General features: G+C 74.6%; 24 protein-coding genes and 1 pseudogene. 8 read left to right on the top strand and 17 right to left on the bottom strand.

Annotated features, from left to right (window positions below):
- Nucleotides 1–98: 98 nt before the first annotated feature.
- Entirely contained in the window at nt 99–509 is a 411-nt protein-coding gene (locus AB0D10_RS22455; protein ID WP_360259111.1) for a hypothetical protein, read from the bottom strand.
- Between the two features lie 694 nt (nt 510–1,203).
- Between AB0D10_RS22455 and AB0D10_RS22450 the strand changes: the two genes are divergently transcribed.
- From AB0D10_RS22450 to ugpC, 4 genes are read left to right on the top strand one after another with little or no spacing between them, the layout of a single operon-like run.
- Nucleotides 1,204–2,481, top strand: a complete 1,278-nt coding sequence (locus AB0D10_RS22450) for an ABC transporter substrate-binding protein (protein ID WP_360259108.1) — start codon at nt 1,204–1,206, stop codon at nt 2,479–2,481.
- Nucleotides 2,478–3,410 carry a sugar ABC transporter permease gene (locus AB0D10_RS22445; protein WP_360259106.1) on the top strand — a complete coding sequence of 311 codons (933 nt, stop codon included), beginning with the start codon at nt 2,478–2,480 and terminating at the stop codon, nt 3,408–3,410. Before AB0D10_RS22450 ends, AB0D10_RS22445 begins: the two co-directional genes overlap by 4 nt.
- A complete protein-coding gene (locus tag AB0D10_RS22440) occupies nt 3,407–4,240 on the top strand; it encodes a carbohydrate ABC transporter permease (protein ID WP_360259104.1) in 834 nt (277 codons plus the stop codon). Before AB0D10_RS22445 ends, AB0D10_RS22440 begins: the two co-directional genes overlap by 4 nt.
- A gap of 34 nt (nt 4,241–4,274) precedes the next feature.
- Entirely contained in the window at nt 4,275–5,459 is a 1,185-nt protein-coding gene (gene ugpC / locus AB0D10_RS22435) for a sn-glycerol-3-phosphate ABC transporter ATP-binding protein UgpC (protein ID WP_360259102.1), read from the top strand.
- An 8-nt stretch (nt 5,460–5,467) separates the two neighbouring features.
- On the opposite strand, the gene AB0D10_RS22430 is transcribed toward ugpC, so the two are convergent.
- Both AB0D10_RS22430 and AB0D10_RS22425 read right to left on the bottom strand, forming a co-directional pair.
- Nucleotides 5,468–5,851, bottom strand: coding sequence for a hypothetical protein (locus AB0D10_RS22430; protein ID WP_360259100.1), 384 nt, complete (start codon nt 5,849–5,851; stop codon nt 5,468–5,470).
- A 151-nt stretch (nt 5,852–6,002) separates the two neighbouring features.
- On the bottom strand, nt 6,003–7,199 hold the full coding sequence (locus tag AB0D10_RS22425) for a CopD family protein (protein WP_360259098.1): 1,197 nt from the start codon (nt 7,197–7,199) through the stop codon (nt 6,003–6,005).
- Between the two features lie 269 nt (nt 7,200–7,468).
- Here AB0D10_RS22425 and AB0D10_RS22420 point away from each other — a divergent pair, with 269 nt between their 5' ends.
- Nucleotides 7,469–7,768: a hypothetical protein gene (locus AB0D10_RS22420; protein ID WP_360259097.1), complete on the top strand. Its 300-nt coding sequence runs from the start codon at nt 7,469–7,471 to the stop codon at nt 7,766–7,768.
- A gap of 49 nt (nt 7,769–7,817) precedes the next feature.
- Here the strand turns inward: AB0D10_RS22420 and AB0D10_RS22415 are convergent, their stop codons facing one another.
- From AB0D10_RS22415 to AB0D10_RS22395, 5 genes are all read right to left on the bottom strand, one after another.
- On the bottom strand, nt 7,818–8,984 hold the full coding sequence (locus AB0D10_RS22415; RefSeq protein ID WP_360259095.1) for a methyltransferase domain-containing protein: 1,167 nt from the start codon (nt 8,982–8,984) through the stop codon (nt 7,818–7,820).
- Between the two features lie 95 nt (nt 8,985–9,079).
- Entirely contained in the window at nt 9,080–12,286 is a 3,207-nt protein-coding gene (locus AB0D10_RS22410; protein WP_360259093.1) for an AAA family ATPase, read from the bottom strand.
- A gap of 70 nt (nt 12,287–12,356) precedes the next feature.
- A complete protein-coding gene (locus tag AB0D10_RS22405) occupies nt 12,357–12,794 on the bottom strand; it encodes a universal stress protein (RefSeq protein ID WP_360259090.1) in 438 nt (145 codons plus the stop codon).
- A 109-nt stretch (nt 12,795–12,903) separates the two neighbouring features.
- Nucleotides 12,904–13,467, bottom strand: coding sequence for a YbaK/EbsC family protein (locus AB0D10_RS22400; RefSeq protein WP_360259088.1), 564 nt, complete (start codon nt 13,465–13,467; stop codon nt 12,904–12,906).
- A gap of 49 nt (nt 13,468–13,516) precedes the next feature.
- Nucleotides 13,517–13,990 (bottom strand): nucleoside deaminase, encoded by a 474-nt coding sequence (locus tag AB0D10_RS22395; RefSeq protein WP_360259087.1) that lies wholly within the window; start codon nt 13,988–13,990, stop codon nt 13,517–13,519.
- 104 nt (nt 13,991–14,094) lie between these two features.
- On the opposite strand from AB0D10_RS22395, the gene AB0D10_RS22390 reads away from it, so the two are divergent.
- On the top strand, nt 14,095–15,186 hold the full coding sequence (locus tag AB0D10_RS22390) for a hypothetical protein (RefSeq protein ID WP_360259084.1): 1,092 nt from the start codon (nt 14,095–14,097) through the stop codon (nt 15,184–15,186).
- A gap of 50 nt (nt 15,187–15,236) precedes the next feature.
- Here the strand turns inward: AB0D10_RS22390 and AB0D10_RS22385 are convergent, their stop codons facing one another.
- Nucleotides 15,237–16,085, bottom strand: a complete 849-nt coding sequence (locus tag AB0D10_RS22385) for a universal stress protein (RefSeq protein WP_360259081.1) — start codon at nt 16,083–16,085, stop codon at nt 15,237–15,239.
- 226 nt (nt 16,086–16,311) lie between these two features.
- On the opposite strand from AB0D10_RS22385, the gene AB0D10_RS22380 reads away from it, so the two are divergent.
- Nucleotides 16,312–16,671: a zinc ribbon domain-containing protein YjdM gene (locus AB0D10_RS22380; protein ID WP_360259079.1), complete on the top strand. Its 360-nt coding sequence runs from the start codon at nt 16,312–16,314 to the stop codon at nt 16,669–16,671.
- A 72-nt stretch (nt 16,672–16,743) separates the two neighbouring features.
- Here the strand turns inward: AB0D10_RS22380 and AB0D10_RS22375 are convergent, their stop codons facing one another.
- The 7 genes and pseudogenes from AB0D10_RS22375 to AB0D10_RS22345 all read right to left on the bottom strand — a co-directional run bounded on the left by AB0D10_RS22375 (nt 16,744) and on the right by AB0D10_RS22345 (nt 22,934).
- A complete protein-coding gene (locus tag AB0D10_RS22375; RefSeq protein ID WP_360259076.1) occupies nt 16,744–17,748 on the bottom strand; it encodes a hypothetical protein in 1,005 nt (334 codons plus the stop codon).
- Entirely contained in the window at nt 17,745–18,656 is a 912-nt protein-coding gene (locus tag AB0D10_RS22370) for an ABC transporter ATP-binding protein (RefSeq protein WP_360259073.1), read from the bottom strand. The genes AB0D10_RS22375 and AB0D10_RS22370 overlap by 4 nt, the downstream gene beginning before the upstream one ends.
- A 36-nt stretch (nt 18,657–18,692) precedes the next feature.
- Complete coding sequence (locus tag AB0D10_RS22365; protein ID WP_360259070.1) at nt 18,693–19,100, bottom strand: GntR family transcriptional regulator; 408 nt, start codon at nt 19,098–19,100, stop codon at nt 18,693–18,695.
- Nucleotides 19,101–19,388: 288 nt separating this feature from the next.
- Nucleotides 19,389–19,682 (bottom strand): annotated as a pseudogene (locus tag AB0D10_RS22360) (DUF2079 domain-containing protein); the annotation flags it as partial.
- Between the two features lie 453 nt (nt 19,683–20,135).
- Nucleotides 20,136–20,642: a hypothetical protein gene (locus AB0D10_RS22355; protein WP_360259067.1), complete on the bottom strand. Its 507-nt coding sequence runs from the start codon at nt 20,640–20,642 to the stop codon at nt 20,136–20,138.
- A gap of 88 nt (nt 20,643–20,730) precedes the next feature.
- Nucleotides 20,731–21,294 carry a CGNR zinc finger domain-containing protein gene (locus tag AB0D10_RS22350; protein ID WP_360259065.1) on the bottom strand — a complete coding sequence of 188 codons (564 nt, stop codon included), beginning with the start codon at nt 21,292–21,294 and terminating at the stop codon, nt 20,731–20,733.
- 296 nt (nt 21,295–21,590) lie between these two features.
- Nucleotides 21,591–22,934 carry an amidase family protein gene (locus AB0D10_RS22345; protein ID WP_360259063.1) on the bottom strand — a complete coding sequence of 448 codons (1,344 nt, stop codon included), beginning with the start codon at nt 22,932–22,934 and terminating at the stop codon, nt 21,591–21,593.
- Between the two features lie 518 nt (nt 22,935–23,452).
- On the opposite strand from AB0D10_RS22345, the gene AB0D10_RS22340 reads away from it, so the two are divergent.
- Entirely contained in the window at nt 23,453–23,647 is a 195-nt protein-coding gene (locus AB0D10_RS22340; protein ID WP_360259061.1) for a hypothetical protein, read from the top strand.
- A gap of 54 nt (nt 23,648–23,701) precedes the next feature.
- Here AB0D10_RS22340 and AB0D10_RS22335 read toward each other — a convergent pair whose 3' ends face one another.
- Complete coding sequence (locus tag AB0D10_RS22335) at nt 23,702–25,153, bottom strand: PLP-dependent aminotransferase family protein (RefSeq protein WP_360259059.1); 1,452 nt, start codon at nt 25,151–25,153, stop codon at nt 23,702–23,704.
- Nucleotides 25,154–25,184 lie beyond the last annotated feature (31 nt).

The following is a 25,184-nucleotide window of genomic DNA, read 5'->3' as shown; positions in this document are numbered from 1 at the left end:
GCGGGGCCGCCGACGCGGCGGAGCCGGTTCCGGACGGGTGCGCCCGGTCCCGGCCGTCCGCGCGGGCCTGCCGGCGCCGCCCCTCCGGTGCGGGGGTCTCAGCGCGTGACGGGCTTCGGCGCGGCGTTCATCGTGCCGGCCGTCGTGGAGCTGCCGTTGTAGGAGCCGACGGTGGCGTCGTTGAGGGCGTTGACGATGTCGTCCCCGGCGACCTGGTTGTCGTCGCCGATGATGACGGTCCCGTAGTTGCCGCCGGTGGCCTGGGCGGCCTCGATGGCCGAGGAGGCCACCCCGGTCATGCCGGTCGTTCCGCTCCCTCCGTTGTGGGAGCCGACGGTGGCGTCGTGGCCCGCGTTGATGATGTCGTAACCGGCGACCTGGTTGTTGTCGCCGATGATGACCGTCCCGTGGTTGCCGCCGGAGACGACCTCGGCGCTCGCGGCGGTCGGTACGGCGGCGAGGCCGGCGGCGGCGAGCAGGACGAGCGTCCGGGCGATGCGATGGTTCATGGGTGGATTCTCCGTTTCTGTCCGTGGATGTCCCTGTTCGGGAGAAAGTGACAGTAGGCGCCGCCTCCCGGCGTGGCGGGCGATGGTCCACCGCTCGTGGCGTGTCGGGCGGGGGCGCCGGGGCCGGTCGGGTCAATCCGGGGGCCGCGGGGCGGGCGTGCCGGTGTCGCCCCCGGGGCGGGTGGCCCACGACGGGCAATTCGGTTCAGCCTCAACTGAATTGAATCCGCGTCGGGCGAGTACGCCCGACCCGGCCGCGAAGCCCCCTGCCCGTTCCTGATTCGCGGGCTACTGGCGGGCCGGGCGCAGCGAGGACCAGCGCGCCGAGGACGGCTCGGAGGGCGCGGGGGGCGACCGAACCGGGCGGGCCCGGGCCAGGTGTCGATGCGCTCCCAGCCGCGGTCGCCGCGCTCACAGCCGCGACCGCGACCGCGACCCGGGCGGACGGGCTGCGCCCGCTCGGCGAGGTCCTGCTGTGGATCGCGGTGGGCGCCTGGCTGCTGACCGCCGGCGCCTTCCTGGTCGCCGTCTCGCACCGGCCCCGGGTGGCCGGTTTCCTGCGCCGTCGCCGCTGACACCGTGCGGGGAGGGCGGGTTCGCCCGTCCGGCTGGTCGACGGCGCGGCACGCCGCGGCCCGCAGGGGGCAGCGGGCTAGGGTCGGCGGGGCCGGTCCCGCCTCACCACGGGAGAACGATGCCGAGGGTCCCCAGTCTTCGCTCCCGATGGGCGAGCGCCCTCGCCGGGCTGGCCGTCCTCGCGCCCGCCCTGACGGGCTGCGGGAGCAGCGGGCAGAGCGGCGCGGTCACGCTCGACTGGTACAACTTCCCGGACGATTCGGGCGCCCTCCAGCAGGCCGCCGACCGCTGCGGGCAGCAGTCCGGCGGGCGCTACACGATCCGCTACAACAAGCTCCCCCGGGGTGCGGACGGCCAACGCCAGCAGCTGGTGCGCCGGATGGCGGCGCACGACACCGGCGTCGACATCCTGGGCCTGGACGTCACCTGGCCCGCCGAGTTCGCCGAGGCCGGCTGGATCCGCGAGTGGACCGGGGCGATGCGCGACCGGGGCACCGCCGACACGCTCGACGCGGCCGTGCGCACCGCGACCTGGCACGGTCGGCTGTACGCCGTACCGTACAACTCCAACACCCAACTCCTCTGGTACCGGGACGACCTGGTCCCGACCCCGCCCAAGACCTGGGCCGAGATGATCGCCATGGCGGACGACCTGGCCCGCGCCGGCAAACCGCACTACGTGGAGATCCAGGGCGCCCAGTACGAGGGCCTCACGGTCTGGTTCAACACCCTGGTCACCAGCGCGGGCGGCTCGATCCTCACCCCCGACGCGCAGGCGCCCTCGCTCGGGGCGCCCGCCGTCGCGGCCGCCACGGTGATGCACGACCTGGCCACCTCGGCCGCCGCCGACCCCTCGCTGCCGAACCAGATGGAGGACCAGAACCGGCTCGCCATGGAGTCCGGCACGGCCGCCTTCGAGCTCAACTACCCGTTCGTCTATCCCTCGATGAAGGCCAACCGGCCCGAGCTGTTCCCGCACTTCCGCTGGGCCCCGTACCCCGCGGTGACCCCCGACCGCCCGGCCACCGTCACCATCGGCGGGATCGACCTCGCGGTGGGCGCCTACAGCCGGCACGCCGACCTCGCCTTCGAGGCCACCCTGTGCCTGCGCGACCGCGACAACCAGCTCACCAATGCGCTGAAGGGCGGCCTCCCACCGTCCCTGCGCAGCCTCTACCAGGCGGCGGAACTCACCCGCGACTACCCCTTCGCCGCCGACGTGCTCGCCGCCCTCGACACCGCGAGCATCCGGCCGCAGACCCCCGCCTACCAGAACGTCTCCATCGCCGTCTCGCACACCCTCTCCCCGCCCGCCGACATCCGCCCGGAGAAGGACGTGGCCGACCTCCACGGGCAGATCCAGGACGCACTCGGTTCGAAGGGGCTGATCCCGTGACACCGTCCACCGCCTCCCGCGCCGTCCCCGGCCGGGCCCCGGCCGGGCCCTCCCGCGGTGCCCGCCAGGAACGCCGACTGGGCCTGCTGCTCTGCGCCCCCGCAGTCGTCGTGATGCTCGCCGTCACCGCCTACCCGATCGGCTACGCCGTCTACCTCTCGCTGCAGCGCTACGACCTGCGCTTCCCCGAGCAGGCGCACTGGGTCGGGCTCGCCAACTACGGCGCCGTGCTCAGCTCGCCGTACTGGTGGCAGGCGCTCGGTGTCACGGTGCTGATCACCGTCGTGTCGGTGGCCGTCGAGCTCGTCCTCGGACTGGCGCTCGCCCTGGTGATGCACCGCACCGTCTTCGGCCGCGGCACCGTCCGCACCGCCGTCCTGGTGCCGTACGGGATCGTGACCGTGGTCGCCGCGTACTCCTGGCAGTACGCCTGGACACCCGGCACCGGCTACCTGGCCGCGCTGCTGCCCGAGGGCAGTGCCCCGCTGACCGAGCAGTGGCCCGCGATCGGCCTGATCATCCTCGCCGAGGTGTGGAAGACCACCCCGTTCATGGCCCTGCTGCTGCTCGCGGGCCTGGCCCTGGTGCCCGACGAGACCGTCCGGGCGGCGATGGTCGACGGCGCGAGCTTCGGACAGCGGCTGCGCCTGGTCATCCTGCCGCTGATGAAACCGGCCATCCTGGTCGCCCTGCTCTTCCGCACCCTGGATGCCTTCCGGATCTTCGACAACATCTACGTCCTGACCGGCGGCTCCAACGGCACCGCCTCGGTCTCGATCCTCGGCTACGACAACCTGTTCACCGCGCTCAACCTGGGCATCGGCTCGGCGATCTCCGTCCTGATCTTCCTCTGCGTCGCGCTCATCGCGCTGGTCTTCGTCAAGCTGTTCGGCGCGGCCGCGCCGGGCGCGGAACCGGAGCAGCGATGAACACCCGCCGGGCCCGCACGCTCACCGGCTGGGGCATCGCCAACCTGGTCGTCGTCCTCTACGCGCTCTTCCCGGTCTGGTGGATCGTGGCACTCTCCTTCAAGGCCCCCGCCACCCTCTCCGACGGCAACTTCGTGCCGCGCACCTGGACCTGGGCCAACTACCGCGGCATCTTCCAGACCTCGGAGTTCACCCGGGCCCTCGTGAACTCGATCGGGATCGCGGTGATCGCCACCACCATCGCCGTCGTCCTCGGCACCATGGCCGCCTACGCGGTGGCCCGGCTGCGCTTCCCCGGCAAACGGCTGCTGATCGGGATCTCCCTGCTGATCGCGATGTTCCCGCCGATCTCGCTGGTCTCGCCGCTGTTCGAGATCGAGCGGGCGCTCGGCCTCTTCGACACCTGGGCCGGGCTGATCATCCCGTACATGACCTTCTCGCTGCCGCTGGCGATCTACACGCTCTCGGCGTTCTTCCGGGAGATCCCCTGGGACCTGGAGAAGGCCGCCAAGGTCGACGGCGCCACCCCCTGGCAGGCGTTCCGGCTGGTCATCGCCCCGCTGGCGGCGCCCGGCGTGTTCACCACCGGCATCCTGGTCTTCATCTTCTGCTGGAACGACTTCCTGTTCGCCATCTCGCTGACCTCCACCACCGCGGCCCGGACCGTTCCGGCCGCCATCGCCTTCTTCACCGGGAGTTCCCAGTTCGAGCAGCCGACCGGCTCGATCGCGGCCGCCGCCGTGATCATCACGATCCCGATCGTGGTCTTCGTGCTGCTCTTCCAGCGCCGCATCGTCGCCGGGCTCACCGCCGGCGCAGTCAAGGGTTGAGACCGCCCCACCGGGCGGACCAGGAAGGCGGACCGTGGCCGAGATCGTCCTCGACGGCATCACCAAGCGCTACCCCGACGGCGCCCTCGCCGTCCGCGACGTCAACCTCACCATCGCCGACGGCGAGTTCGTGATCCTGGTGGGGCCGTCCGGCTGCGGCAAGTCCACCACGCTCAACATGATCGCCGGGCTGGAGGACATCACCGAAGGCACCCTGAGCATCGCCGGACAGGTCGTCAACGACCGTGCGCCCAAGGACCGCGACATCGCGATGGTCTTCCAGAGCTACGCCCTGTATCCGCACATGAGCGTGCGCGACAACATGGGCTTCGCACTGCGCCTGGCCAAGGTCGACAAGCCGACCATCGCCGCCAAGGTCGAGGAGGCCGCCCGCATCCTCGACCTGACCCGGCACCTCGACCGCAAGCCCGCCAACCTCTCCGGCGGGCAGCGCCAACGGGTCGCGATGGGGCGGGCGATCGTCCGCGACCCCAAGGCCTTCCTGATGGACGAGCCGCTGTCCAACCTGGACGCCAAGCTCCGGGTCCAGATGCGCACCCAGATCGCCGCGCTCCAGCGCCGCCTGGGCACCACCACCGTCTACGTCACCCACGACCAGGTCGAGGCCATGACCCTCGGCGACCGGGTGGTCGTCATGCGGGCCGGCGTCGTCCAGCAGGTCGGCTCGCCCCAGGAGCTGTACGACGAGCCGGTCAACCTGTTCGTCGCCGGGTTCATCGGCTCGCCCGGCATGAACTTCCTCGGCGCCGCGCTGGAGGAGAACGCGCTGCGCACCTCGCTGGGCGCGCTGCCGCTGGACGACCGCACCCGGCGGGCCCTGGAGCGCGCGGACGCGCCGCGCGAGCTGATCGTCGGCATCCGCCCGGAGGACTTCGAGGACGCCGCCCCGGCCGGGCACGTCGGCGGGGTCACCTGCACGGTCACCGTCGAGGTCCGGGAGTCCGTGGGATCCGACGTGTACGTCCACTTCGCGGAGGAGGGCGGGCCGGCGCCGACCGAGGAACTCGCCGAACTCGCCGCGGACTCGGGCCGGTCCGACACCGGCATGCAGGAGCACCGCGTGGTCGCGCGGCTGAGTACCGCCACCCGCGCCGCCGAGGGCGGACCGCTGGAGCTGTGGGTCGACACCGCCCGGCTCCACGTCTTCGACCCCCGCAGCGGAGCCAACCTGAGCCACCCGGAACGCCCGGCGGGGTAGCGGGGGCCCTACGGGGTGCGGCCCTCCTGACGCTCCATCCAGTCCGTGATGGCCCGCTCGGTCAGGGCGAGGCCGTCGACCGGGCTGAGCTGCAGCATCTCGGTGCCGGCGTCGACGTACGGTCGGTGCCCGGGCGGCTGGTAGAACGCGTCGCCGGCCTCGTACACCTCCTCGTGGTCGCCGAAGACGTAGCGCATGCGCCCGGTGATGACGTAGCCCCAGTGCGGGCACTGGCAGGCCGCGCCGGGCAGCGCCTGCAGTGGACCGTCGAGGTCGGCGTCGGCGCCGAAGGAGGCGAACTCGACCAGCAGGCCGCCCATCTCCGCGCGGCGGCTGGTCACCGGCCCGAATTCCTGGATCTGTGTCGCCGACTGCTTGGACACCTTGGGCATCGGTACGGCTCCTCTCGGTGGCGGCCCCCGGGGACTCCCGTCATGTCGAGTCGACCACCGCGGACCGCCGGGCGCATCCGGGGGGTGGACACCGGAGCGCGGCACCGGTCCGGAGGGTGTCCGTACCGGCGCCGCGCGCCCGGGGGAGGGGTCAGGCCGCGGCGCGGACGCCCGCCGGGCGGCGGGCCAGCGCGTCGGAGGCCTTGGCCGTGGCGTAGAGGGACACGGCGAGGGCGACGACCAGGGCGGCGCCGGCGGCGAAGAGGCTGCCGGAGGAGACGGCCTTGGCGCTGCCGGCCTCGGTGCGGGCGGACCCGGCGATGAACGGCATCACGGCCAGGACCGCGACCCCGAGGACGACCTCGCCCCAGACGACCAGCGGGAAGTGGTGCAGTGTGAGGTGGCGCAGGGACGCGGTGTCGTCGGCGCGCCGGGCCCGGGCGATGCGGGGCATCAGCCAGAACTGGTTGACGGCGCCGGCGGTGACCAGGCCGAGGACCAGCCCGACCTTGACCAGCAGGGCCAGCCCGTAGCCGGTGGTCCACAGCTGGGAGACCGCGCCGACGTGCTTCCAGCTGAGCCACAGGCCCGAGACGAGGACGGCGCCGACACAGACCATGGCGACGAGGCTGAAGCGGCGCCAGATGTCGGCCCACAGCAGGCCGGCGCCGTCGCCGAGCCGGCCGCGGGTGCCGGCGAGGGCGACGAGCAGGGCGAGGCCGCCGAGCCAGACGGTGCCGGAGACGATGTGGGTCTGGTCGAAGGCGAGGTCGAGCCAGCGGTCGAGGTCGGCGGGAGCGGTGGTCGGGACGGCGGCGACCAGGGTGACGGCGAGGGCCGCCGGCAGCGCGGCGAGGGCGACGCGGTCGGTGTGGCGGCGGACGGCCGGGACGAACAGGGCGGTGAGCGCGGCGGCCGTGGCGAGCAGGACGAGGTTCTGGAGCAGGTAGACGGTGCCCTGGGCGATCCAGGCACCCTTGGCGGCAGGGGCCTGGAGGAAGTCCCGGATCCGGGCGGGGGACAGGGCGTCGCCGAAGGGCATGCCCTTGCCGGAGCGGGCGACGCGGGCGGCGAGCTGGAAGTACCCGGCGACCAGCAGCACCACGCCAGCCCAGGCGAGCGAGGTTGCCGATCTTGATCTGAGGACGGCGGCGTCGGCACCGGGACCGGTGTCGCTTCCGGCGGCCTTCTCGGCGCTCCTGAGGGCGGGGCGGACGGTGGTGGCGTAGGTGACGGTGAGGCCGATGGCTCCGCTGAGGCCGATGAAGTAGCCGGTTTTGGTGAGGACCCGCCAGAGCTGGGGCGTGGTGTATCCGGCCGTGTTCGCGGCCAACAGCAGACTGTTCATGAGGGAAGGCTAGCCTTAGTAAGGCCAGCCTTCCCTCATTCTTTGGCATGTGATTGTTCTATCGTCACCAACTCGTGATTCAGCGCGAACAGACCGCCCGCACGGCACCGAGGGCACCGCGGGCCCCACCCGACCGGCTGTGCAGGCGGCCGAGGTGCGCGGGGGCGGCTGCCGGAGTTGGCTGGAACCACCGGGGGTTCCGGACGGCGGTGGGAGCCGGTGGCCGGAGCCCTGACGGGAACCTGCGGCGGGAGCAAGGGAGCGGTGACATGGCTGTGGTGATGGCGATGCGGTGGACCGGGGTCACGCCCGGGCAGTACGACACCGTGCGGGACGCGGTCCGCTGGGAGGAACTCGCGCCAGCCGGCGCGCACCTGCACGTCGCCTGGTTCGACGCGCAGGCCCTGAACGTGACCGACGTGTGGGAGTCCCAGTCGGCCTTCGAGGCGTTCTTCGCCGAACGGCTGGCGCCCGCGATCGAGAAGGCCGGCATCGCCGGTCAGCCGGAGGTGGTGTTCAGCCCGCTGCACCGGCGCTTCGTCGCCCCGGACGTCAGCGGCGCCGCGTAGCAGGGCCGGCGGTCGGGGCCGGCCGTGCGCGGGCCGGCCCCGACGGGAGTCACGGCCGGGCCTCCAGGAGGAGGTTGACCGGCGCGCTGTCCTCGGCGATGCGCCGGACGCGGGTCAGCCCGCCCGCCGTGAGGACCTCGCGCAGCCGGGCCTCCCCGGCCATCGCGCCGAGCGCGGCTCCGCCGGTCTGGGCGAGCGAGGACGGGGTGCACACCAGGGTGGAGATCGCGTAGCCGACGCGGGCGTACGGGTTGGCGAAGTCGTCGGCGAAGCGGTCGGCGGCCAGCGGCTCCACGACCAGGACGGCGCCGTCCTCGGCGAGCGCGGCGCGGGCGTGCGCGACGGCGGCGACCGGGTCGCCCATGTCGTGCAGCGAGTCGGTGAAGGCGATCAGGTCGTAGCCCTCGCCGGGGTAGCCGGCGGCGTCCGCGACCTCGAAGACGGCCCGGCCGTCGAGCCCGGCCTCGGCGGCGGCCCGGCGGGCGCGGGCGACGGCGGCGTCGTCGGGGTCGAAGCCGGTGACGGTGCTGCGCGGCCACCGCTGCGCGATCAGGATCGAGGACAAGCCGTGGCCGCAGCCCACGTCGGCGACCCGGGCGCCGGCTTCGAGCCGGGGCACGAGGCCTTCGACGGCGGGGATCCAGGCGGCGATCAGGCCGTGCACGTACGTGGGGCGGGTGAAGCGTTCCTGCGCCGCGCCCAGGGCCGGGTGATGCTCGCCCCAGCCCATGCCGCCGCCGGTGCGGAAGAAGCCCTCGACCCGGTCGAGGTCCGCCCAGAGCGCCGCGAGGCCGGGGAAGACGCCGATCAGCGCGGTCGGGGCCTCGTCGTCGGCCAGCACGGCGGCGTAGGCGTCGGTGAGGACGAAGGCGTCCGTCGCCGGGTCGTGGTCCAGGTAGCCGGCGACGGCGACGCCGCGCAGCCACTCCCGCAGGTAGCGCTCGACCAGCCCGGTGCGGGCGGCGAGTCCGGCGGGCGTGAGCGGGCCCGCGCCGGCCATCGTGCGGAACAGGCCCAGCCGGTCGCCGAGCACGATCAGCGGCGCGGTGCAGTTGACGCCGAGCTCGCCGAAGACCTTGCCGACGGCGGCTTCGAGCTGCTCGGCATCGACGCCGGCGGGTACGGAATCGGGTGCGGGCGCGGGCTCGGGGGCGCGCTCGGGTTCGCTATGCGGTGCGGTTGCGGTCGGGGGCGCGGTTTCGGTCGGGGTCGGCATATCGATCACCTCTTTCGCGAGTGCTGGTGACCGAGAGGCGTGGGAAAACGCCTCACACCCCGTGGGACGACCGCCGCCCGGGCCCGGTCAGCCGGTCACAGCTGCCATCGCACCGGGTGCGCGGGGCGGTAGGCGCAGGCCCGCCCGGTGGTGACCGACGCGGACAGGTGCCGGCCGAGTTCGGGGTGTTCGCGTTCGATGCGGCGCAGGGTGTCCCGGATCCGGGCGGTGACGGTGGTGCGCGCCCGTTCGCCGGTGTCGCCGAGCCGCCGGGGGCGCCCGCCGAGGCCGTACGCGCCGCGCAGCTCGGCGATCAGCGCGTCGCGTTCCTCCTCGGCGCCGGCCAGCCGGGCGAGGTCGTCCCGCTCGCGGGCCTCGGCGATCTCCTCGTCGAGGCGGTCCAGCCGGTCGCGGTAGGCGGCGCGCGCCCGATCGTCCGCCAGCTCGTCGCTGCCGGAGGCCGGCAGGGACCCGCCGCCCAGCAGCCGGGTGGCCGGGACCTCCCGGCCGGGGCAGGACAGCAGCAGCGCCAGGTCGTGCAGGCCCTTGGCGTCCTTGAGGACGACCGTGCGGCCGCGGTATGCGAGCGTCCACAGCTGTCCGTCCCGGTGGAACACGTGGTCGCTGTCCGCCCGGGCGAGCGTGGCCCGGGCGTCGTCCCGCAGCCAGTCCAGGCCCATCTCCTCGGCGGCGGTCAGCACTTGGGCGAGCAGCTGCCGTCCGCGCCCGCCGGTGGGTTCGCGGGCCAGCAGCTCCCGGCCGAGTTCCAGCCGGGCCCGGACCGCGAGGGGCCGGGCGCCGAGGCGGTCGGCGCCGTCCAGGGCGTCCCTGAGGTGCCGGACGGCCTCCGGTCCGGTGGCGGCCAGGCCGAGGTAGAACGCCACCGGGCCGAGGACGGCGACCCCGCCGCCCACCACGATGGTCTCCCGTGCGTACGGCAGCAGCCGCCGGTACCGGTCCTCGCGCACCTCGGGCACGCCGGCGGCGACGGCGATCTCCACGTCGAACGCCAGGCCCGCCAGCGCCCGCCACCGGTAGCGGGACAGGTCCTCGGCGGCGGGCAGGGCGCGCAGGACGGCGGCCGCCGCCTCGGGTTCCTCGGCCGCCAGGTACCCGAAGCAGCGCCAGTGCGGCAGGAACTCCGACGGCAGCCCGGACTCGCCGTACGCCGCCAGCGCCGCCGCGACCCCGGCCGGCCCCTCCCTGGTCAGCGCAGCGGCGATCCGCTGGGTCGCGGTCACCCCGGCGCCGTCCGGTTCGCCGATGGCCTCCGCCAACTCGGCTGCCTCGTCGGACAGTTGCCCGGCCTCCCGGAAGCGGCCGCGGAGCAGCGCCCAGGCGGCGTCGCGGGAGCGGACCAGGTAGCGGGCGCGCGGCAGCCGACACCGCCGGGCCGCGTCCGCCGCCTGGCACAGGGCGTCGGCCGCGCCGGGGTCGGCGAGCTCCAGCAGCGCCACGAAACGGCACAGGGCGCCCTCGAACTCCAGGGCCGGGTCGTGCGCGTCCACCGCCGCCGCCACCAGGCCGTCGGCCAGGGCCAGCCGACGGTGCGCGGTGCCGGGCGCCCAGTCGACGTCGTGCTGGGCGAACAGCGCGGTGGCGAGGGCGTGCGGGTCACCGGCGGTGCGGGCCCGGTCCGCCGCTCGCCGGGCGAGGTCCCGGGCCGTCGCCGTGTCCCGCTCCGGGCCGTCGGCCAGCTCCCGGGCCAGGGCGGCCAGCACCTCGGCGTGCACCGCGTCGGCGTGCAGCACGTCGGCGTGCGGAACCTCGGCGTGCGGCGGCTCGGTAGGCGCGGGCGCGGGCGGCCTGTCGGCCAGGGCCGCTTCTGCGCGCTCCAGCCACGCCACCACCTCACGCCGGGAGTCACCGCTGCGCACGCCCGCCGCGTGGAGGCCGAGCGCGGCCGCCGCCAGCAGCTCAGGCCGGTGCCGCGCCCGGGCGGCCTCGGCGACCTCGGCGAACCGGCGTGCGGCCGAATCCCGTGCCCCGGAGCGGAGTTCGGCCTCCGCCAGGGCGGTGCTCAGCCGCAGCGCGGCGGGATCGTCCGGGGTCGTGAGCCGGACGGCCTGGCGCCACCAGCGGGCGGCCTCCTCGTAGGCCAGCAGGCCCATGGCCTCCTCACCGGCCCGTACGGCGTGGCGTACCGCGGGTTCGACCGGGCCGAACGGCAGGGCCTGTCCGTGGTGCCAGGCCAGCTCGGCCGGGCGCGCGCCGTCGGCCAGGGCCCGTGCGGCGGCCAGGTGGACGCCGGCGCGGCGGGCCGGATCGAGCCCGGCGACGAGCTCCTCACGGAAGAGGTCATGGACGAACCGGTAGCCGTCCGGGCCGTCCCGGGCGACGATCCGGGCGTGGACGGCGGGTGCCAGCAGAGCGGGGACCTCCGCCGGGGGCACCGCCGCGACGGCGGCGAGCCGGGCGGTGGTGAAGGCGCGGCCGAGCACCGCGGCGGTGCCCAGCACCCGGGCCGTGCGGTCCGGCAGGCGGGCCAGGCGCCGCGCCACGGTCTGCCCGACGGCCGTGGGCACGGTCGGGTTGTTGCTGCCGGCCGGGTTGTCGCCTCCGGCGGCGCGCAGCCGGGCGACCTGCTGGACGAAGAAGGGGTTGCCGCCGGTCCGCCGGTGCACCAGCTCGGCGGCCTCGGCCGTCGCCGGCGGCCCGAACCGCTCCAGCAGCGTCCCGACGTCCGGCGCGGCCAGGCCGCCGAGCACCACCACCTCGGCACCCGGCAGCGCGGGCAGCGGGTGGTCGGCGGGCAGTTCGACGTCCCGGTAGGTGCCGATCAGCAGCAGCGGCTCGTGCCGGGAGCGCCGGCCCAGGTGGCCGAGCAGCAGCACCGACGCCGGGTCCGCCCACTGCAGGTCGTCCAGGACGGCGACCAGCGGCCGGCCGCCCCGCAGCAGCAGGCCCGCGATCCGGTCGAACAGCGCCAGCCGGGAGTGCTCGCCACCGCCGGGTGCCGGCTCGCGCACCGGCCCGGTGGGCGTCGGTCCGGTGGCCGTCGGTCCGTCGGGCGGCTCCTGCGCGAAGGGCTCCGTCCGTCCGGTGACCGCGCGGACGATCTGCTGCCAGGGCCACAGGCCGGGCGCGACGCCACCGTCCTCGCAGGCGCCCCACACCGCCGTCAGCCCGGCGCGGCGCGCGTACCGCACGACCTCGGCGGCGAGCGCGGTCTTCCCGATGCCGGGCTCTCCGGCCAGCAGCACCAGGCCGCCGCGGCCCGCCGCGGTGTCGTCCACCGCCCGGCACAGCGACGCCAGCAGCGCGGCCCGGCCGACGAGTTCCGACTCACCCGGCGTGCCCACAGCGGCATTCTCCCACCGGCCCGGCCGTCCTGCGGGCGGTCCCGGGGGCGGCCCCGTCACGCGGCGCGGATCACTGCGCGCGGACGATGACCACCGGGCAGGTGGCGTGCTGCGCGCAGCGGGTGGAGACCGAGCCGAGCAGGGCGCGGGTGAAGCCGCCGTGGCCGTGGCTGCCGACCACCAGGACCTCGGCGCCCCGGGACGCCTCCAGCAGGACGTCCGAGGCGTCGCCCATCACCAGCGACGGCCGGACCTCCACCGGGCGGTCGGCGCCGAGCACCGTGTCGAGTTCGTCGGAGAAGCGCCGTTCGGCGACCTCCCGGTCCAGGGCCATGTCGACCACCGGCGCCGACCAGCCGAAGCGGCTCGGCGGCTCCCACGCGCCCACGGCCTCGACGACGCCGCCGAGCAGCTCGGCGTGCCGGATCGCCCAGCGCATCGCGGCGTGCGACGACGGAGAGCCGTCGACGCCGACCACGACGCGGGGAACGGAGTCGTTCGCGTCCATGAGTCACCGTCCTGTCGGTCGTCGCCCCCGACACCACGGTGCGGGCCGACCGACGCCGCCGCCAGTACGGTCCGGCACCCGGGTGACGGCGGGGGCGCCCGGGGGCCGCTCAGCCTGCCAGGCCCGGCAGCACCCCGGCCCCCGGCAGCCGGGCCAGGGCCCAGCCGGGGAGGATCAGCTTGCCCCGGCGCCGGCCGCTGCCGACCAGGACGTACGGGGCCGCTGCCACCGCCTCGTCGACGAGCAGCGGCCAGCCGGCGGGCAGGCCGAGGGCGGTGATGCCGCCGTACTCCATGCCGGTCAGCTCGACCGCGGCGTCCATCGGGGCGAAGGACGCCTTCCGAGCCCCCAGGTGCGTGCGGACCGTCCGGTTCACGTCCACCCGGGTCGTGGCCAGCGCCAGGCACGCGGCGTGGGTGACCTCACCGGCGCGCTTGGCGGCGACCACCACGCAGTTCGCGGAGAGCTCGGGCGGCGTGTCGTAGGCCGCGCAGAACACCGCGGTGTCCGCCTTCTCGGGGTCGGTGTCCACGTAGAGCACGGACGCGGCCGCGTCCCGGTCGTCCCAGTTCTTCAGGGCGTCGGCCACCGGGGCGGCCAGGTCGTCGCAGACCTCCAGGGCCCGGAAGGCCGTGCGGAAGCTACCGAACGGAGGGAGCACGGACTCGGTCATGGAGGGACTGTAACGCGGTCCCCCGGCCGGACAGGACCTGGACCCTGCGCTAACTCCAGTAGCCGGTGTGGACGGCGGCGGCCTCCTCGAAGAGGTGCGGGCCGGACACCTGCACGGTGTCGCCGCCGGCCGCGAAGACCTGCCGGCACGGCAGGTCGAGCACCGGCTCGTCCGGGTCGGCGCCCGCGATGGCGATCAGCTCGGTCGCGGAGAGTGCGTAGACGACGCGCCGGATGCCGCTCCAGTAGATCGCCCCGGCGCACATCGCGCACGGCTCGGTGCTGCTGTACAGGGTGGCGTCGGTCAGCCGCACCGGGTCCAGGGTGCGGGAGGCCTGCCGGACCAGGTTGGTCTCCGCGTGCGCCGTGACGTCGCGCTCGGTCAGCACGGTGTTCTCGGCGGTGAGCAGGACGTTCCCGGCGGGGTCGGTCAGCAGCGCGCCGAAGGGGTGGTTGCCGTTCGCCCGGGCGCGTTCCGCGAGGGCGATGGCGGCGAGCAGGTGGGTGCGGGTGGGGTCGGCCATGGCGGGCTCCTCGGGGCTGGACCGGGTCGTCGGGTCAAACGTATGACGCCGGTCTTTCGGCGGGAGCCCCCGGGGCCCCGGCTCGCGGGTGACAGGATGCCCGGATGAACGAGATCATCCGCGCCGCCGAACGCGTCCTGGCCACCCGGCTGTCCGATCCGGTCGACCTGGGCGGGAGCAGTCGCAGCAGCGTGCTGCGCTGCCGGACGGCCGACGGGCGGAGCGTCGTCGTCAAGGCCTACACGGGCGGGCGGGACGCCCTGCGCGGCTTCACGGCGGAGGCGGCCGGCCTGTCGCTCGGCCTGGCCGGGCCGGCGGTGCTCGGGGTGGACCGGGAGGTGCCGCTGCTGGTCCTGGAGGACCTCGGGGACGCGCTGACGCTCGCCGACGTGCTCCTCGGGGACGACCCGAAGGCCGCCGAGGAGGGACTGCTCGCCTGGGCGGGCGGGCTCGGCCGGCTGGCGGCCCGCTCGGTGGACCGGCGCGCCGAACTCGGCCGGTTGTGGGGGCGCTACGACCGGGGCCTGCCGACCTGGGCGGACGAGCCGTGGATCGAGCGGAACGCCGCGCAGTTCCCCGGCGTGCTGGAGGCGGCCGGTGTCGCCGTGCCCGCCGGGCTCCCGGAGGAGCTCGCGCGGATCGGGACGGCGGGCCGGGAGGAGTACCCGGCGTTCAGTCCGGGGGACACCTGCCCGGACAACAACCTGCTCACCCCGCAGGGGCTGCGGCTGCTCGACTTCGAGGCCGCCGACTACCACTCGGTGTTCCTCACCGCGGCGTACTGCCGGATGCCGTTCGCCAGCTGCTGGTGCGTCTTCGCCCTGCCGGCCGGTGCCGCCCGGCGGACCGAGGCCGCGTACCGGGCCGAGGTCGTCCCGGTCTACCCGGCGCTGGCCGAGGACGCGGTGTGGGAGGACGGGATGCGGCGGGCCGTGGCCGTGTGGACGGTGAACGCGACCCTGAGAATGCTGCCGCGCACGGTCGAGGACGGCCCGATGCACCGCACCCGGCGGCCGGTGGCCACCCGGCGCCAGGTGCTCAGGCACCGCTGGGAGACCGCGGCGCGGCTCGACGGTCTCCCCGCGTTCACGGAGACGATGCGGAGCCTGCTGCGGGAGGTCGCCGGCGGCTGGCGGGTGGACCCGCTGCCGGGCTACCCGTGCTTCGAACGGGACGGCGCCGCCCACGACGGCTGACAGACGCCCCACCCGGCGGCGGGTGGCGGACCGTGGTCCGCGCGCCGGGGTCAGTCGTACGGGACGACCGCGACCGGGCAGTGGACGTGGTGGATCGCGGCGTGCGCGACCGGGCCGAGGTGGTGGTGCAGGCGCGGCATCCGGTGGTGGCGGCGGCCCACGACGAGCAGCCGGGCCGTCGCTGCCGCCTCCACGAGTTCGACCGCGGGCTTGCCCCGGACCAGGTCGGCGGCCACGGCCACCTCGGGGTGCCGGGCCCGCCACGACTCCAGGGCCTCGGCGAGGTCGGCCCGCTCGTCAGCGGACACCTCGCCCTCCAGCCCGCCGATGGCGCCGTAGGACATGTGCTCGCTGCCCGCGGGCGGGGCCCACACGTGCACGACGCGCAGCGGGGCCGAGCGGAGCGCGGCGGCCTCGAAGGCGAAGGCCAGCACGGGTTCGGCCGGGCGCGCCAGGTCGAGCCCGACCGTCACCGCGCCGTCGGTCTCCGCACCGCCCGCCCGGACGAGCACCACCGGGCGGGCGGCCCGGCGCAGCACCTCCTGGCTCACCGAGCCGACCAGGAAACCGCGGACGGTGCTCAGCCCGCGTGAGCCGAGCACGAGCACGGCGGCGCTCTGCGCGGCGGCCTCCAGCGCCTCGGCGGGTTCGGCGGACACGGACGAGGAGGAGACCGTCACCCCGGGCACCAGCTCGCGCAACGCGGCCTCACGGACGGCGAGTTCGGAGCGGACGTGCTGGTAGCTCTGGTCGCTGCCGACCACGTCCCGCTTCGGCCAGGGCCAGGACTGGAGGACGTCGAGCGGCAGGCCGCGGCGGCGCGCCTCACGGGCGGCCCACTCGGTGGCGGTCACGCTCTCGGGCGAGCCGTCGAAGCCGACGACCACGGATCCGGTCATGGCGTTCTCCTCGGTTCCGCGCTGGATCGGGGCGGCCCGGCCGCCTCGGGTGCGGTGCCCGGCCCGGCGGCCCCGGGTGCGGCCCCAGTATCGGCAGTGCGCGCGGTCGGCGCCTCCCGGGGCGTGCCGCCGGGTGCCGGGCCCGCCCGCCGGGGCGCGGCCCGGTCCGGTCCCGTACCCGGTGACCACGGGAAACACCCCGCGGGGGACTGGATATCCTGATCACATGAGCGACAACCTTCCGCCGTGCCCGCAGTGCGCCGGTGAGTACACCTATGAGATGGACTCCCTCATGGTCTGCCCGGAGTGCGGCCACGAGTGGGCGCCCGCCGAGGCCGGTGAGGGCGCCTCCGCCGGGGCCGGCGAGCGGGTGGTCAAGGACGCGGTCGGCAACGTGCTGAGCGACGGCGACACCGTGACCGTCGTCAAGGCCCTCAAGGTCAAGGGCAGCGCCTCCGGCATCAAGGCCGGCACCAAGGTCCGCAACATCCGCCTGGTGGACGGCGTCGACGGGCACGACATCGACTGCCGCATCGAGGGCTTCGGGGCCATGCAGCTCAAGTCGAGCGTGGTCAAGAAGGCCTGACCCGCCGCGCCCCGCGCACGCGCCCGCCCGTCCTCCCGAGGACCGGGGGACGGGCGGGCGCGGATGCGTGCGTCAGGCGCGGATCCGGCGGAACACGACCACCAGGACGACGGCGGTGAGCGTCAGCAGGATCCCGGTCTCCACGAGCTGGATCGGCACCAGGTGGTCGGCCGGGTGGTACCGGAGCCAGACGGCGGTGGCCCCGTCGCACGGGGAGGACCGGCAGGCGTCCTCGGCGACGCGGCTGCCGTCGGACAGGACGGCGCCGCGCTCGATCAGCCACGCGTTCATGGGCTGCCCGATGAACGGCTGCCCGGCGCCCAGCGGGACCACCTGGTCCACGATCGGGTGGAAGTACGGGCGGACCCAGACCACCAGGCCGTGGACGCCCGCGACCAGCGCGCCGGTGGCGAACATCGCGGGCAGCGTCCGGCGCAGCAGCCGCCCGACGAGGACGCCCAGGGCCAGCGCGAACAGCGACCAGGCGACCGGCACGACCCCGATGGCCGGGTAGGTGAAGAACTGGAACGGCGGGTCGAACGAGGCCGGTCCGTGCAGGATGTCCGTCCACCACACCCAGCTCATCAGTGCGGCGATGACGCCGCTGACGGCCAGGACGGCGACGGCGGGCACCGCGAGGCGGACGGCCAGCCAGCGCGCCGGGCTGACGGACTGTGCGCGGATCAGCCGGATCGTGCCGCGCTCGTACTCCTGGGCCAGCAGGGGAGCGCCGATGAAGACGCCGACCAGCAGCGGGAGCACGGTGACGGCGGGCTGGAGGACGGAGACGTACGCGAAGTTCGGCCGGTCGATCGGCGAGAGCAGGTTCCAGCAGTGGGTGTCGGTCCACGTCTCGGAGCTGTAGCAGCCGGTGCGCCGCAGGACGCCCACGGTGTGGCGGCAGACGGCGTGGATCCAGACCAGGTCGGCCGCGACCACCACCGCGACCGCGGCCAGGACCCAGAGCAGCGCGCGGTTCTGACGAATCGTCAACCAGAGCAGGCCGCGCAGCCTGGGGGCGGCGGGGCGCGGGCTGACGCCGGCGGTGGTGCGGTCGGGCAGGACGTCGGTGCTCATGCGGCGGCCTCGTCGTTCCGGTGTTCGTCGGTTGCCGGGGTGCCGCCCGGACGCGGGTCGGCCGGTCCGGCCGGTGCGCGGAGGTAGCCGAGCAGGAGGTCCTCCAGGTTCGGCCGCTCGCTCTCCCACGGGCCGCCCAGCGGCTCGCCGGTGCGCACCAGCGCGGTGGCCCGGCGTCCGCCGACCCGCTGCTCCACCACCAGGTCGGCCGGGAGCCCGGTGGCTCCGGCGGGACCGGTGAGCAGCTGGTGCCCGTCCAGGACCTCGTCCAGCTCGCCGGCCAGCCGGATCCCCCCGCGCTGGACGAGCAGCAGGTGGTCGATGACGCCGTCCAGCTCGGGGAGGATGTGCGAGGAGATCACGATGGTGGTGCCGCGTTCGGCGGCGACCGACATCAGGGTGCCCATGAGCTGGTTCCGGGCGAGCGGGTCGAGGTCGGCCATCGGCTCGTCGAGCAGCAGCAGGTCGGGGAGCTTGGCGAGGGCGAGTGCCAGGCAGACCCTGGTCCGCTGGCCGCCGGAGAGTGAGCCGACCCGCGCCTTGGGCCGCAACTCACCCTGGTCGACGATGCGTTGGGCCGCCTCCTGGTCCCACACCGGATTGAGCTCGCGGCCCATCCGCAGGGTCTCGGTGACGGTGAGGCCGGGGTAGAGCGGCTTGTCCTGGGCGACGTACGCGACCCGGCTGCGCTGCTCCGGCGTGCCGGCCGATTCACCGAAGACGCGCAACTCGCCCTCGGTGGTTGACAGTTGGCGGGCGGCGAGGGCGAGCAGGGTGCTCTTGCCCGCGCCGTTCGGGCCCACCACGCCGCAGATCCGGCCGGCCGGGACGGCGAACTCGCAGTCGCGCAGGGCCCAGCCGCCCCGGTACCGCCTGCCGAGGCCGACGGCCTCCAGCGCAGGCGTCATGGTTGTCGGGTCTTCCACCCGGTCCCCCCACAGTTCTCAGTTCGGTGATTCCGGGGAGACCCCGGTGTCGAAGCGCTGCTCCAGGACGGAGGCCGTCAGCGCGGCGATGTCCTCCCGTTCGAGCCCGGCCTCCCGGGCCCGGTCCACCCAGCCGACCAGCTCCGCGCGCAGCGGACCGTCAGCCGCCGCCTCCGGCCGGGCGAGCGAGCGCCGGACGAAGGTGCCGAGCCCCGGCCGGGGCTCGACCAGGCCCTCGCGTTCGAGTTCGCGGTAGGCCTTCAGCACGGTGTTGGGATTGATGGCGGTCAGCTCCACCACCTCGCGAGCGGTCGGCAGCTTGTCCCCGGGCTGCAGCAGTCCGAGCCGCAGGGCCTGTTTGGTCTGCTGCACGATCTGCTGGTAGGTGGAGACGCCGCTGCGCCGCTCGATGCGGTACTCGATCACCGGCGTTCCCGCCTTTCACTAGTTCAATAGTGGAATAGTGGACCACTGCGGCGCGGGGGTCAAGCCGGACCGGGGGGAGGGGCGGGAGGGACGGCGCGGTCAGGGACGCCTGAGCAGGAGCAGACCGTCCCGGTCGACCAGCCGCCGGTAGCCGTGACCCTGGTACACCGTCAGCATGCGGGCGGTGTCGGCGACCGCGCACGGGGCCTGGACACTGGGATCGCGCAGGTAGACGACCACCCGCTCCGGGCCCGGCCGGACCGGCTCCCGGCACACCAGGGTGACCTCGGCCCGGCGGGTGAGCGGGACGACGGCCGGCGCCATCAGGAGGGCCTGGGCGACCACCAGGGTGAGCGGGGTCGGGAAGACCCGGTAGGTGGGGGCGAGCGTGGCGATCAGCGGGTGGAAGTGGTCCCCGAGCAGGTGGTAGCCGGGGCCCTTGAGCGGCACGGTCGGCGCCCGGAGGTGCGCGTACGCTCGGACGGCCTGCTCGAAGATGCCCAGGTCATAGGCCTTGGTGAGGCCGCGGCGGTGCTGGTTGGCGTCGACGCAGACGTAGAGCGGCCCGGTTCCGGGCGGCAGCCCGGAGTGTGCGTCAGGTGTGCGTCACCGTCGTGACTGGTGACGCACGCGCCTGTCATCATTTCATCACCACCTCAACCAGTGACGAGAAATGTGTCCCGGTCCCGGCCGGAACTTGGACGGATACCTTTCGACCCGGATGGGGAACACGCCATGGCAGTCGGCTACATGCCGTCGTCGACTCCACGGGGCTCCGGAGAGGGGCCGTGGCCGGACAGCTCACACGTGTGGAACTGGGTGGAGACCGTTCCGCTGCGGGGGTACGGCCCCGGGGCGTGGTTCTTCGTGTGACGGGCAGTGCGTGACGCGACGGGCGGCGCACGAGGTGACGGGCGGTGCGCGCCGGAGGACGTGTCACGGTGGACGGGCCACGGAGGGCGTGTCACGTATGGCGCTCGGTGCGCGTGACAGGGCGGGTTCCGGCGGTTCCGGTGGCACCGCCGGGCCGGTGGGTCAGCCGGCGGCGCCCGGCTCCACGAGGGTGTACAGGACGGAGCGGTCCTGCTTGTGGCGCCGGACGCGGCCCTTGGCGACGAGGGATTCCAGGGTGTTCCGCACCACCTGGGGCGTCGGATTGCGCTTCGGGTGCTTCGTCATGAGCTTCTCCCGCAGGTCCTTCGCGGTGCAGGGCTCGTCGTGGTCGTCCAGCAGGTCCGCCAGGAGGTCACCGAGCAGGGGCCGGCGCGAGCTCTCCGTCGCGCCGGCCTTCGCCGTGTGGGCCGCCGGCCGCGGCCTCCCGCCGACGGGCTCGTCCTGGGTCTGCTCGGGCAGGCGTGACGGGTCTGAGAAACCCTCGTACCGCTCGGCGAGCGAGAGGATGTCGACCAGGAGGGCCTCCTCCTGCTTCAGCACCCTGAGTTCTTCGTCCAGCTCCTGCTGCCGCCGGTGGTTCTTATCCAGGTCCGACGCGACTTGTTCCACGTACCGGGACCGGAGCGTGGAGGCTGGCTGGCGGGTCACGGCCGCTCACTCCCTCAAGATGGATGGTGTTGCATGGTACCCATGTCGCGGGGGTGGGCGCGGTCGGGACGGAACATGTCGACTGCGGTCAGTGCACACCCATGGCGGGCGAGGTCTTCTTCCGGGCCCGGTAGGCGGCGGCCTTGATCTTGTTGCCGCAGGAATCCATGCCGCACCACTGGCGCCGCATGCCCCGGGACCGGTCGATGTAGATCCGGGTGCACTCCGGGTTGCCGCACTCCTTCATCAACGGGACGTCCGGACCGCTGAGGAGTTCGACGGCGTGCCGCGCGACGGTGGCCAGGGCCTGCTCGGGCGTCGCCTCGTTGTGCCGGCCGCCCACCGTGAGCTGCGGCGTCACCGGGGCCTTGCGTGCGGCGCCGTTGAGCACGGCGAGCGCCTCGCGGTCGAACTCCTCCTCGTGGAGGCGGTTGGTGACGAGCCGGTGGACGGCCTCGCGCACGGTCTTCGCCTCCCGGACGTCCTCCTCGTCGCCGGGCGTGATGGTGTCCACGAGTCCGCAGTCCAGGTACCAGGCGTTCAGCCGCTCGGGCGTCACGAACATCTCGAACCGGGTCGAGCGCCGCGCGCGGAGCGTCGCCGCGAAGTCGAGGGCCGGGTGCCCGCACACGAAGACATGGTCAAGGTTCACAGTCACCATCCTGACAGGTGACTGTAAGGGGCGCAAGAACCCGCTACGGCCGCTCGGGCCCGGACCAGGGCCCGGCCCCTGGGGGCGCCACGAACCCGGACCCAGCCCCGCCGTGAGTGCGGAGAACGCATCCGTCACGAGTCGCCTGCGTCCACCCTTGATGCTCACCGCGACGAACCCCGCTCGGACGGTGCGGCGGTGGCGGGTCGGCTGCACCGACTCCGTCACCGCTCTGACCGGCGGTGAGTGTTTCGTAGCACGTCGTCACCTGTCAATGTGGTGACGAATGGGGCGGCCTAGCCGCGCCGCAGCAGGGCGTCGACCCGGGCGGCCACGGACAGCAGGTCCCGGTCGGCCGCCCGGCGCCCGACCAGCTGGAGGCCGACGGGCGGAGAGGCGGTGACCGGCAGGGGCACCGTCACCGAGGGCTGACCCGCGGTGGCCGCCGGGGAGGTGTTGCGGATCAGGGTGAAGAACGTGGGCACGTCCTGCCCGTTCAGGGGCAGCGAGTCCTCGAAACGGCGCAGCGGCCGGGCGCAGACCGGGACGGTGGGGCTCAGGAGCGCGTCCAGGCCGTCGGCCGCGAACAGGTCGTCGTAGGCGGCCTGCAGCGCCCGCCGCCGCGCGAGCGCCCCCTGCAGCGCGGCGGGCCCCGGATGCCCCGGGCCGGTGGGCAGGGCGGTGGCCTTCAGCATCTCCGCGACGACCGGGTCGCCGACCGCGTCGAGGAGCTCGGCCGGCGTGAGCCCGGTGCCGTGCTCGTCGAGGTAGCCGCCGAGGGCGGCCGCGAACTCGCCGAAGACGAGCGGGAACCCGATCCGGGAGTCGTGCTCCGCCAGGTGCGCCGTGTCCACCGGGACCCAGGTGGCGCCCTTCGTGGTGAGCCGGTCGACGGCCGCCTCCCAGGCGGCCCGGACCGGGCCCTCCAGGTCATCGGTGAACACGTGCCTCGGCAGGCCCAGCCGGAGCGGCCGGTCCGGGGTCCGCGGGCCCGCGCTCTCCCCGGTGACCAGGGTGTCCAGCGTCAGGAGGCGGCCCAGGGTGCTCGCCATCGGCCCGGGGGTGTCCCGGGTGGGGCACAGCGGAGTGACGCCCGCCGAGGGGTAGCGCCCGGCGCTGGGGCGCAGCCCGTAGATCCCGTTGAGGGCGGCCGGGATGGTGACGGAGCCGCCGGTGTCGGTGCCGAGGCCGGCCTCCGCGACGCCCGCCGCGACCGCCGCGGCCGTCCCGCCGCTGCTCCCGCCCGCGAACAGGGCCGGGTCGGTGCCGTTGCCGACGGGGCCGAAGGTGTGGTTGCACGAGGTGGCTCCCAGGGCCAGTTCGTGCATGTTCGTCTTGCCGAGGACGATCGCCCCCGCCACCCGCAGGGCCCGGACCACGGGCGCGTCGGCCCGGGGAACGAAGTCCTTGAGCGCGGGGGTGCCGGCGGTGTTGGGCAGGCCGGCGACGTGGACGTTGTCCTTGACCACGAGCCCCCAGCCGGCCGCCCCCCGGGCGTCGTGACGGTCCGCCTCGGCGAGCGCCCCCTCGGCGTCGAGCGTGATGAAGGCGTTGAGGTGGGCGGTCGCGGCGGCCCGGTCGAGCGCGGCCGACACCGCGGCCCGCACGGGGCCCCGGCCGGTCGGGTCCTGAGTGGTCATGACGTCGTCTCCTCGGTGCTGCTGGGCGTGGACGGGTCCGCCGTGGTTCCGGCCGGGGCGGCGTTGCGCCCGGGTCGGGACCACGGCAGGGGTGCGTGCGGTGCCGTCAGGCCGGGACGACCCGGTGGCTCGGCGCCGCCGGCGGAACGTTCGACCGGGCCGACGAACCGGTGGCCCGGCCCGAGCCGCCGGTGCACCCGGCCGTGGGGTAGAGCACCACAGGGACGCGGAGCCGTTGGCGACCTGGACGGAGCGGGCGGGTCCGACGGTGGCTGCGTTGCGGAGTGTGGCCCTGGGAGTGAACATGTGACCCACCCTTCGTGTGCGTGCGGCGATGCTCCCGGCGGCCTCGCCGGGAGCGTCCGGCCACGAACGGCCGAGAAGCGGATCATTGCATGTTCACCACCCCTCGGCAGTGCAGAATTCGGTCAAACACGTGTGCCCTCCCGAGGAATGTCGGACATGTTCGATCGATCACCGTCTTGACCGGTGATGAAGGGGGGCGCATGCTGAGTGACATGAGCGACGACCTCACCCGCGATCCCGCCGCCGAAGCGCGGCACGCGCGTTACGGCAGCCTTCCCGAACGCATCCGCTTCGAGGACATGCGCGAAGGGATCGAGGCCGGGCCGGACAGCCGGGCCGGCGATCCGTACGATCCCGAGGGCGCCTGGAAGTTCTACAACTGCCTGGCCACCGACCTGGGGCTGTAGGGCCCCCACGGCCCTTCCGCCCTCACGCTCCTCGGCGACAGCGCCGACGATCCGTCACACCACCAGCCGCGGGCGGCGCGTGGCCGACGGGACCCGCAGCCCCTCGGCCACGGTGTCGGCCATCCGCCGCACCGCCTCGCGCAGCAGGGCGGGCGGCATCGTGTACGGGATCCGGAGGCGGTTCTCGAACACGCCCGGATCGGTGGCGAAGCAGACGCCGCTCTCGATCCGCACGCCGCGCTCCAGGACCCCTTCGGCGAGGGCCGTCGCGACCGGCGCCCCGAGGTCGACCCAGAGCGACAGTCCACCGGGCGGCAGCCGCCAGGTCCACCGGGGGAAGTGCTCCGTCAGGGCGTCGACCAGCGCGGCGCGCTGACCGCGCAACGCCTCCACCTGCCCGAGGAGCAGACCGTCGCCGTCGCCGTCGCCGTCGAGCAGCGCCTGGGCCAGCAACTGGTCCAGCACGGACCCGCCCAGGTCGGTGGCGATCCGCTGCCCGGCGAGTTCGGTCACCAGTCGTGCGGAGGCGCGCAGCCAGCCGATCCGCAGTCCGCCCCAGTGGGTCTTGCTCATCGAGCCGACGGTGATGACACCGGCCGCGCCGTGCGACCGCGCGAGGGCCGCGAACGGGACCGGCGGCGGGCAGTCGAGGGCCAGGTCGGTCATCGTCTCGTCGATCACCAGCCGGGTGTCGCGGGCCCGCGCCGCCCGGGCGACCCGGGCGCGGTCCTCCTCCGGCATCAGCAGGCCCGTGGGGTTCTGGAAGTCGGGGGTGAGCAGGGCCAGCCGCGGCGCCGCCCGGCGGAACGCGGCCTCGACGGCCTCCACGTCCCAGCCCCGCTCCGACACCGGCACGGGCACCGGCCGCAGCCGGGCCCGGCGGACGGCCTCCAGGGCGTTGGGGTACGACGGGTTCTCCACCAGCACACGGTCGCCCGGCGCCGTCAACAGGCCGATCACCAGGGAGAGCGCGTGCTGGGCCCCGGACGTGATCAGGACCTGCTCGGGCACCGTCGGCAGCCCGCGCCGGGTGAACCGGTCGGCCACCGCCGCCCGCAGGCCCGGCAGCCCGTACGGGTGGTAGCCGGAGCCCCGGGTGAACGCCGCCAGCTGCGGGGCGACCCGGGTGAGCGCGTCCTCCAGGACGTGCGGGGGCAGACCGGGGGCCGCCCTGGCCAGGTCGATGGCGGCCTCGGGAGCGGGCAGCACCCGGCCGACCCCGTGCGGGACGGCCTCCTCCGGCAGAGCGGTCCACGTGCCGGAACCCTGCCGGCTGCGGGCGTACCCGTGCTCGCGCAGCAGTGCGTAGCACGCGGTGACCGTCGGCCGGCTCAGCCCGAGCGCCGTCGCCAGCCCCCGCTCGGCGGGGAGCCGTACGTGCAGGGCGACCCGGCCGTCGAGGATCAGCGCGCCGATCGCCTCGAACAGGCGGCGGTAGACCGGCCGGGCCCCGTCCAGGCCGGGCAGCAGCGCGGCCAGCTGCCGGGCGCTGAGAGCGTGCGTCATCGACCGGTGTCCATCGGATCGGCTCCGCGAA

The organism is Kitasatospora sp. NPDC048545, from assembly GCF_040651155.1.
GTDB lineage: Bacteria > Actinomycetota > Actinomycetes > Streptomycetales > Streptomycetaceae > Kitasatospora.
Note: the sequence above shows the minus strand (reverse complement) of the source record. Positions and strands in the feature narration are given on the sequence as shown.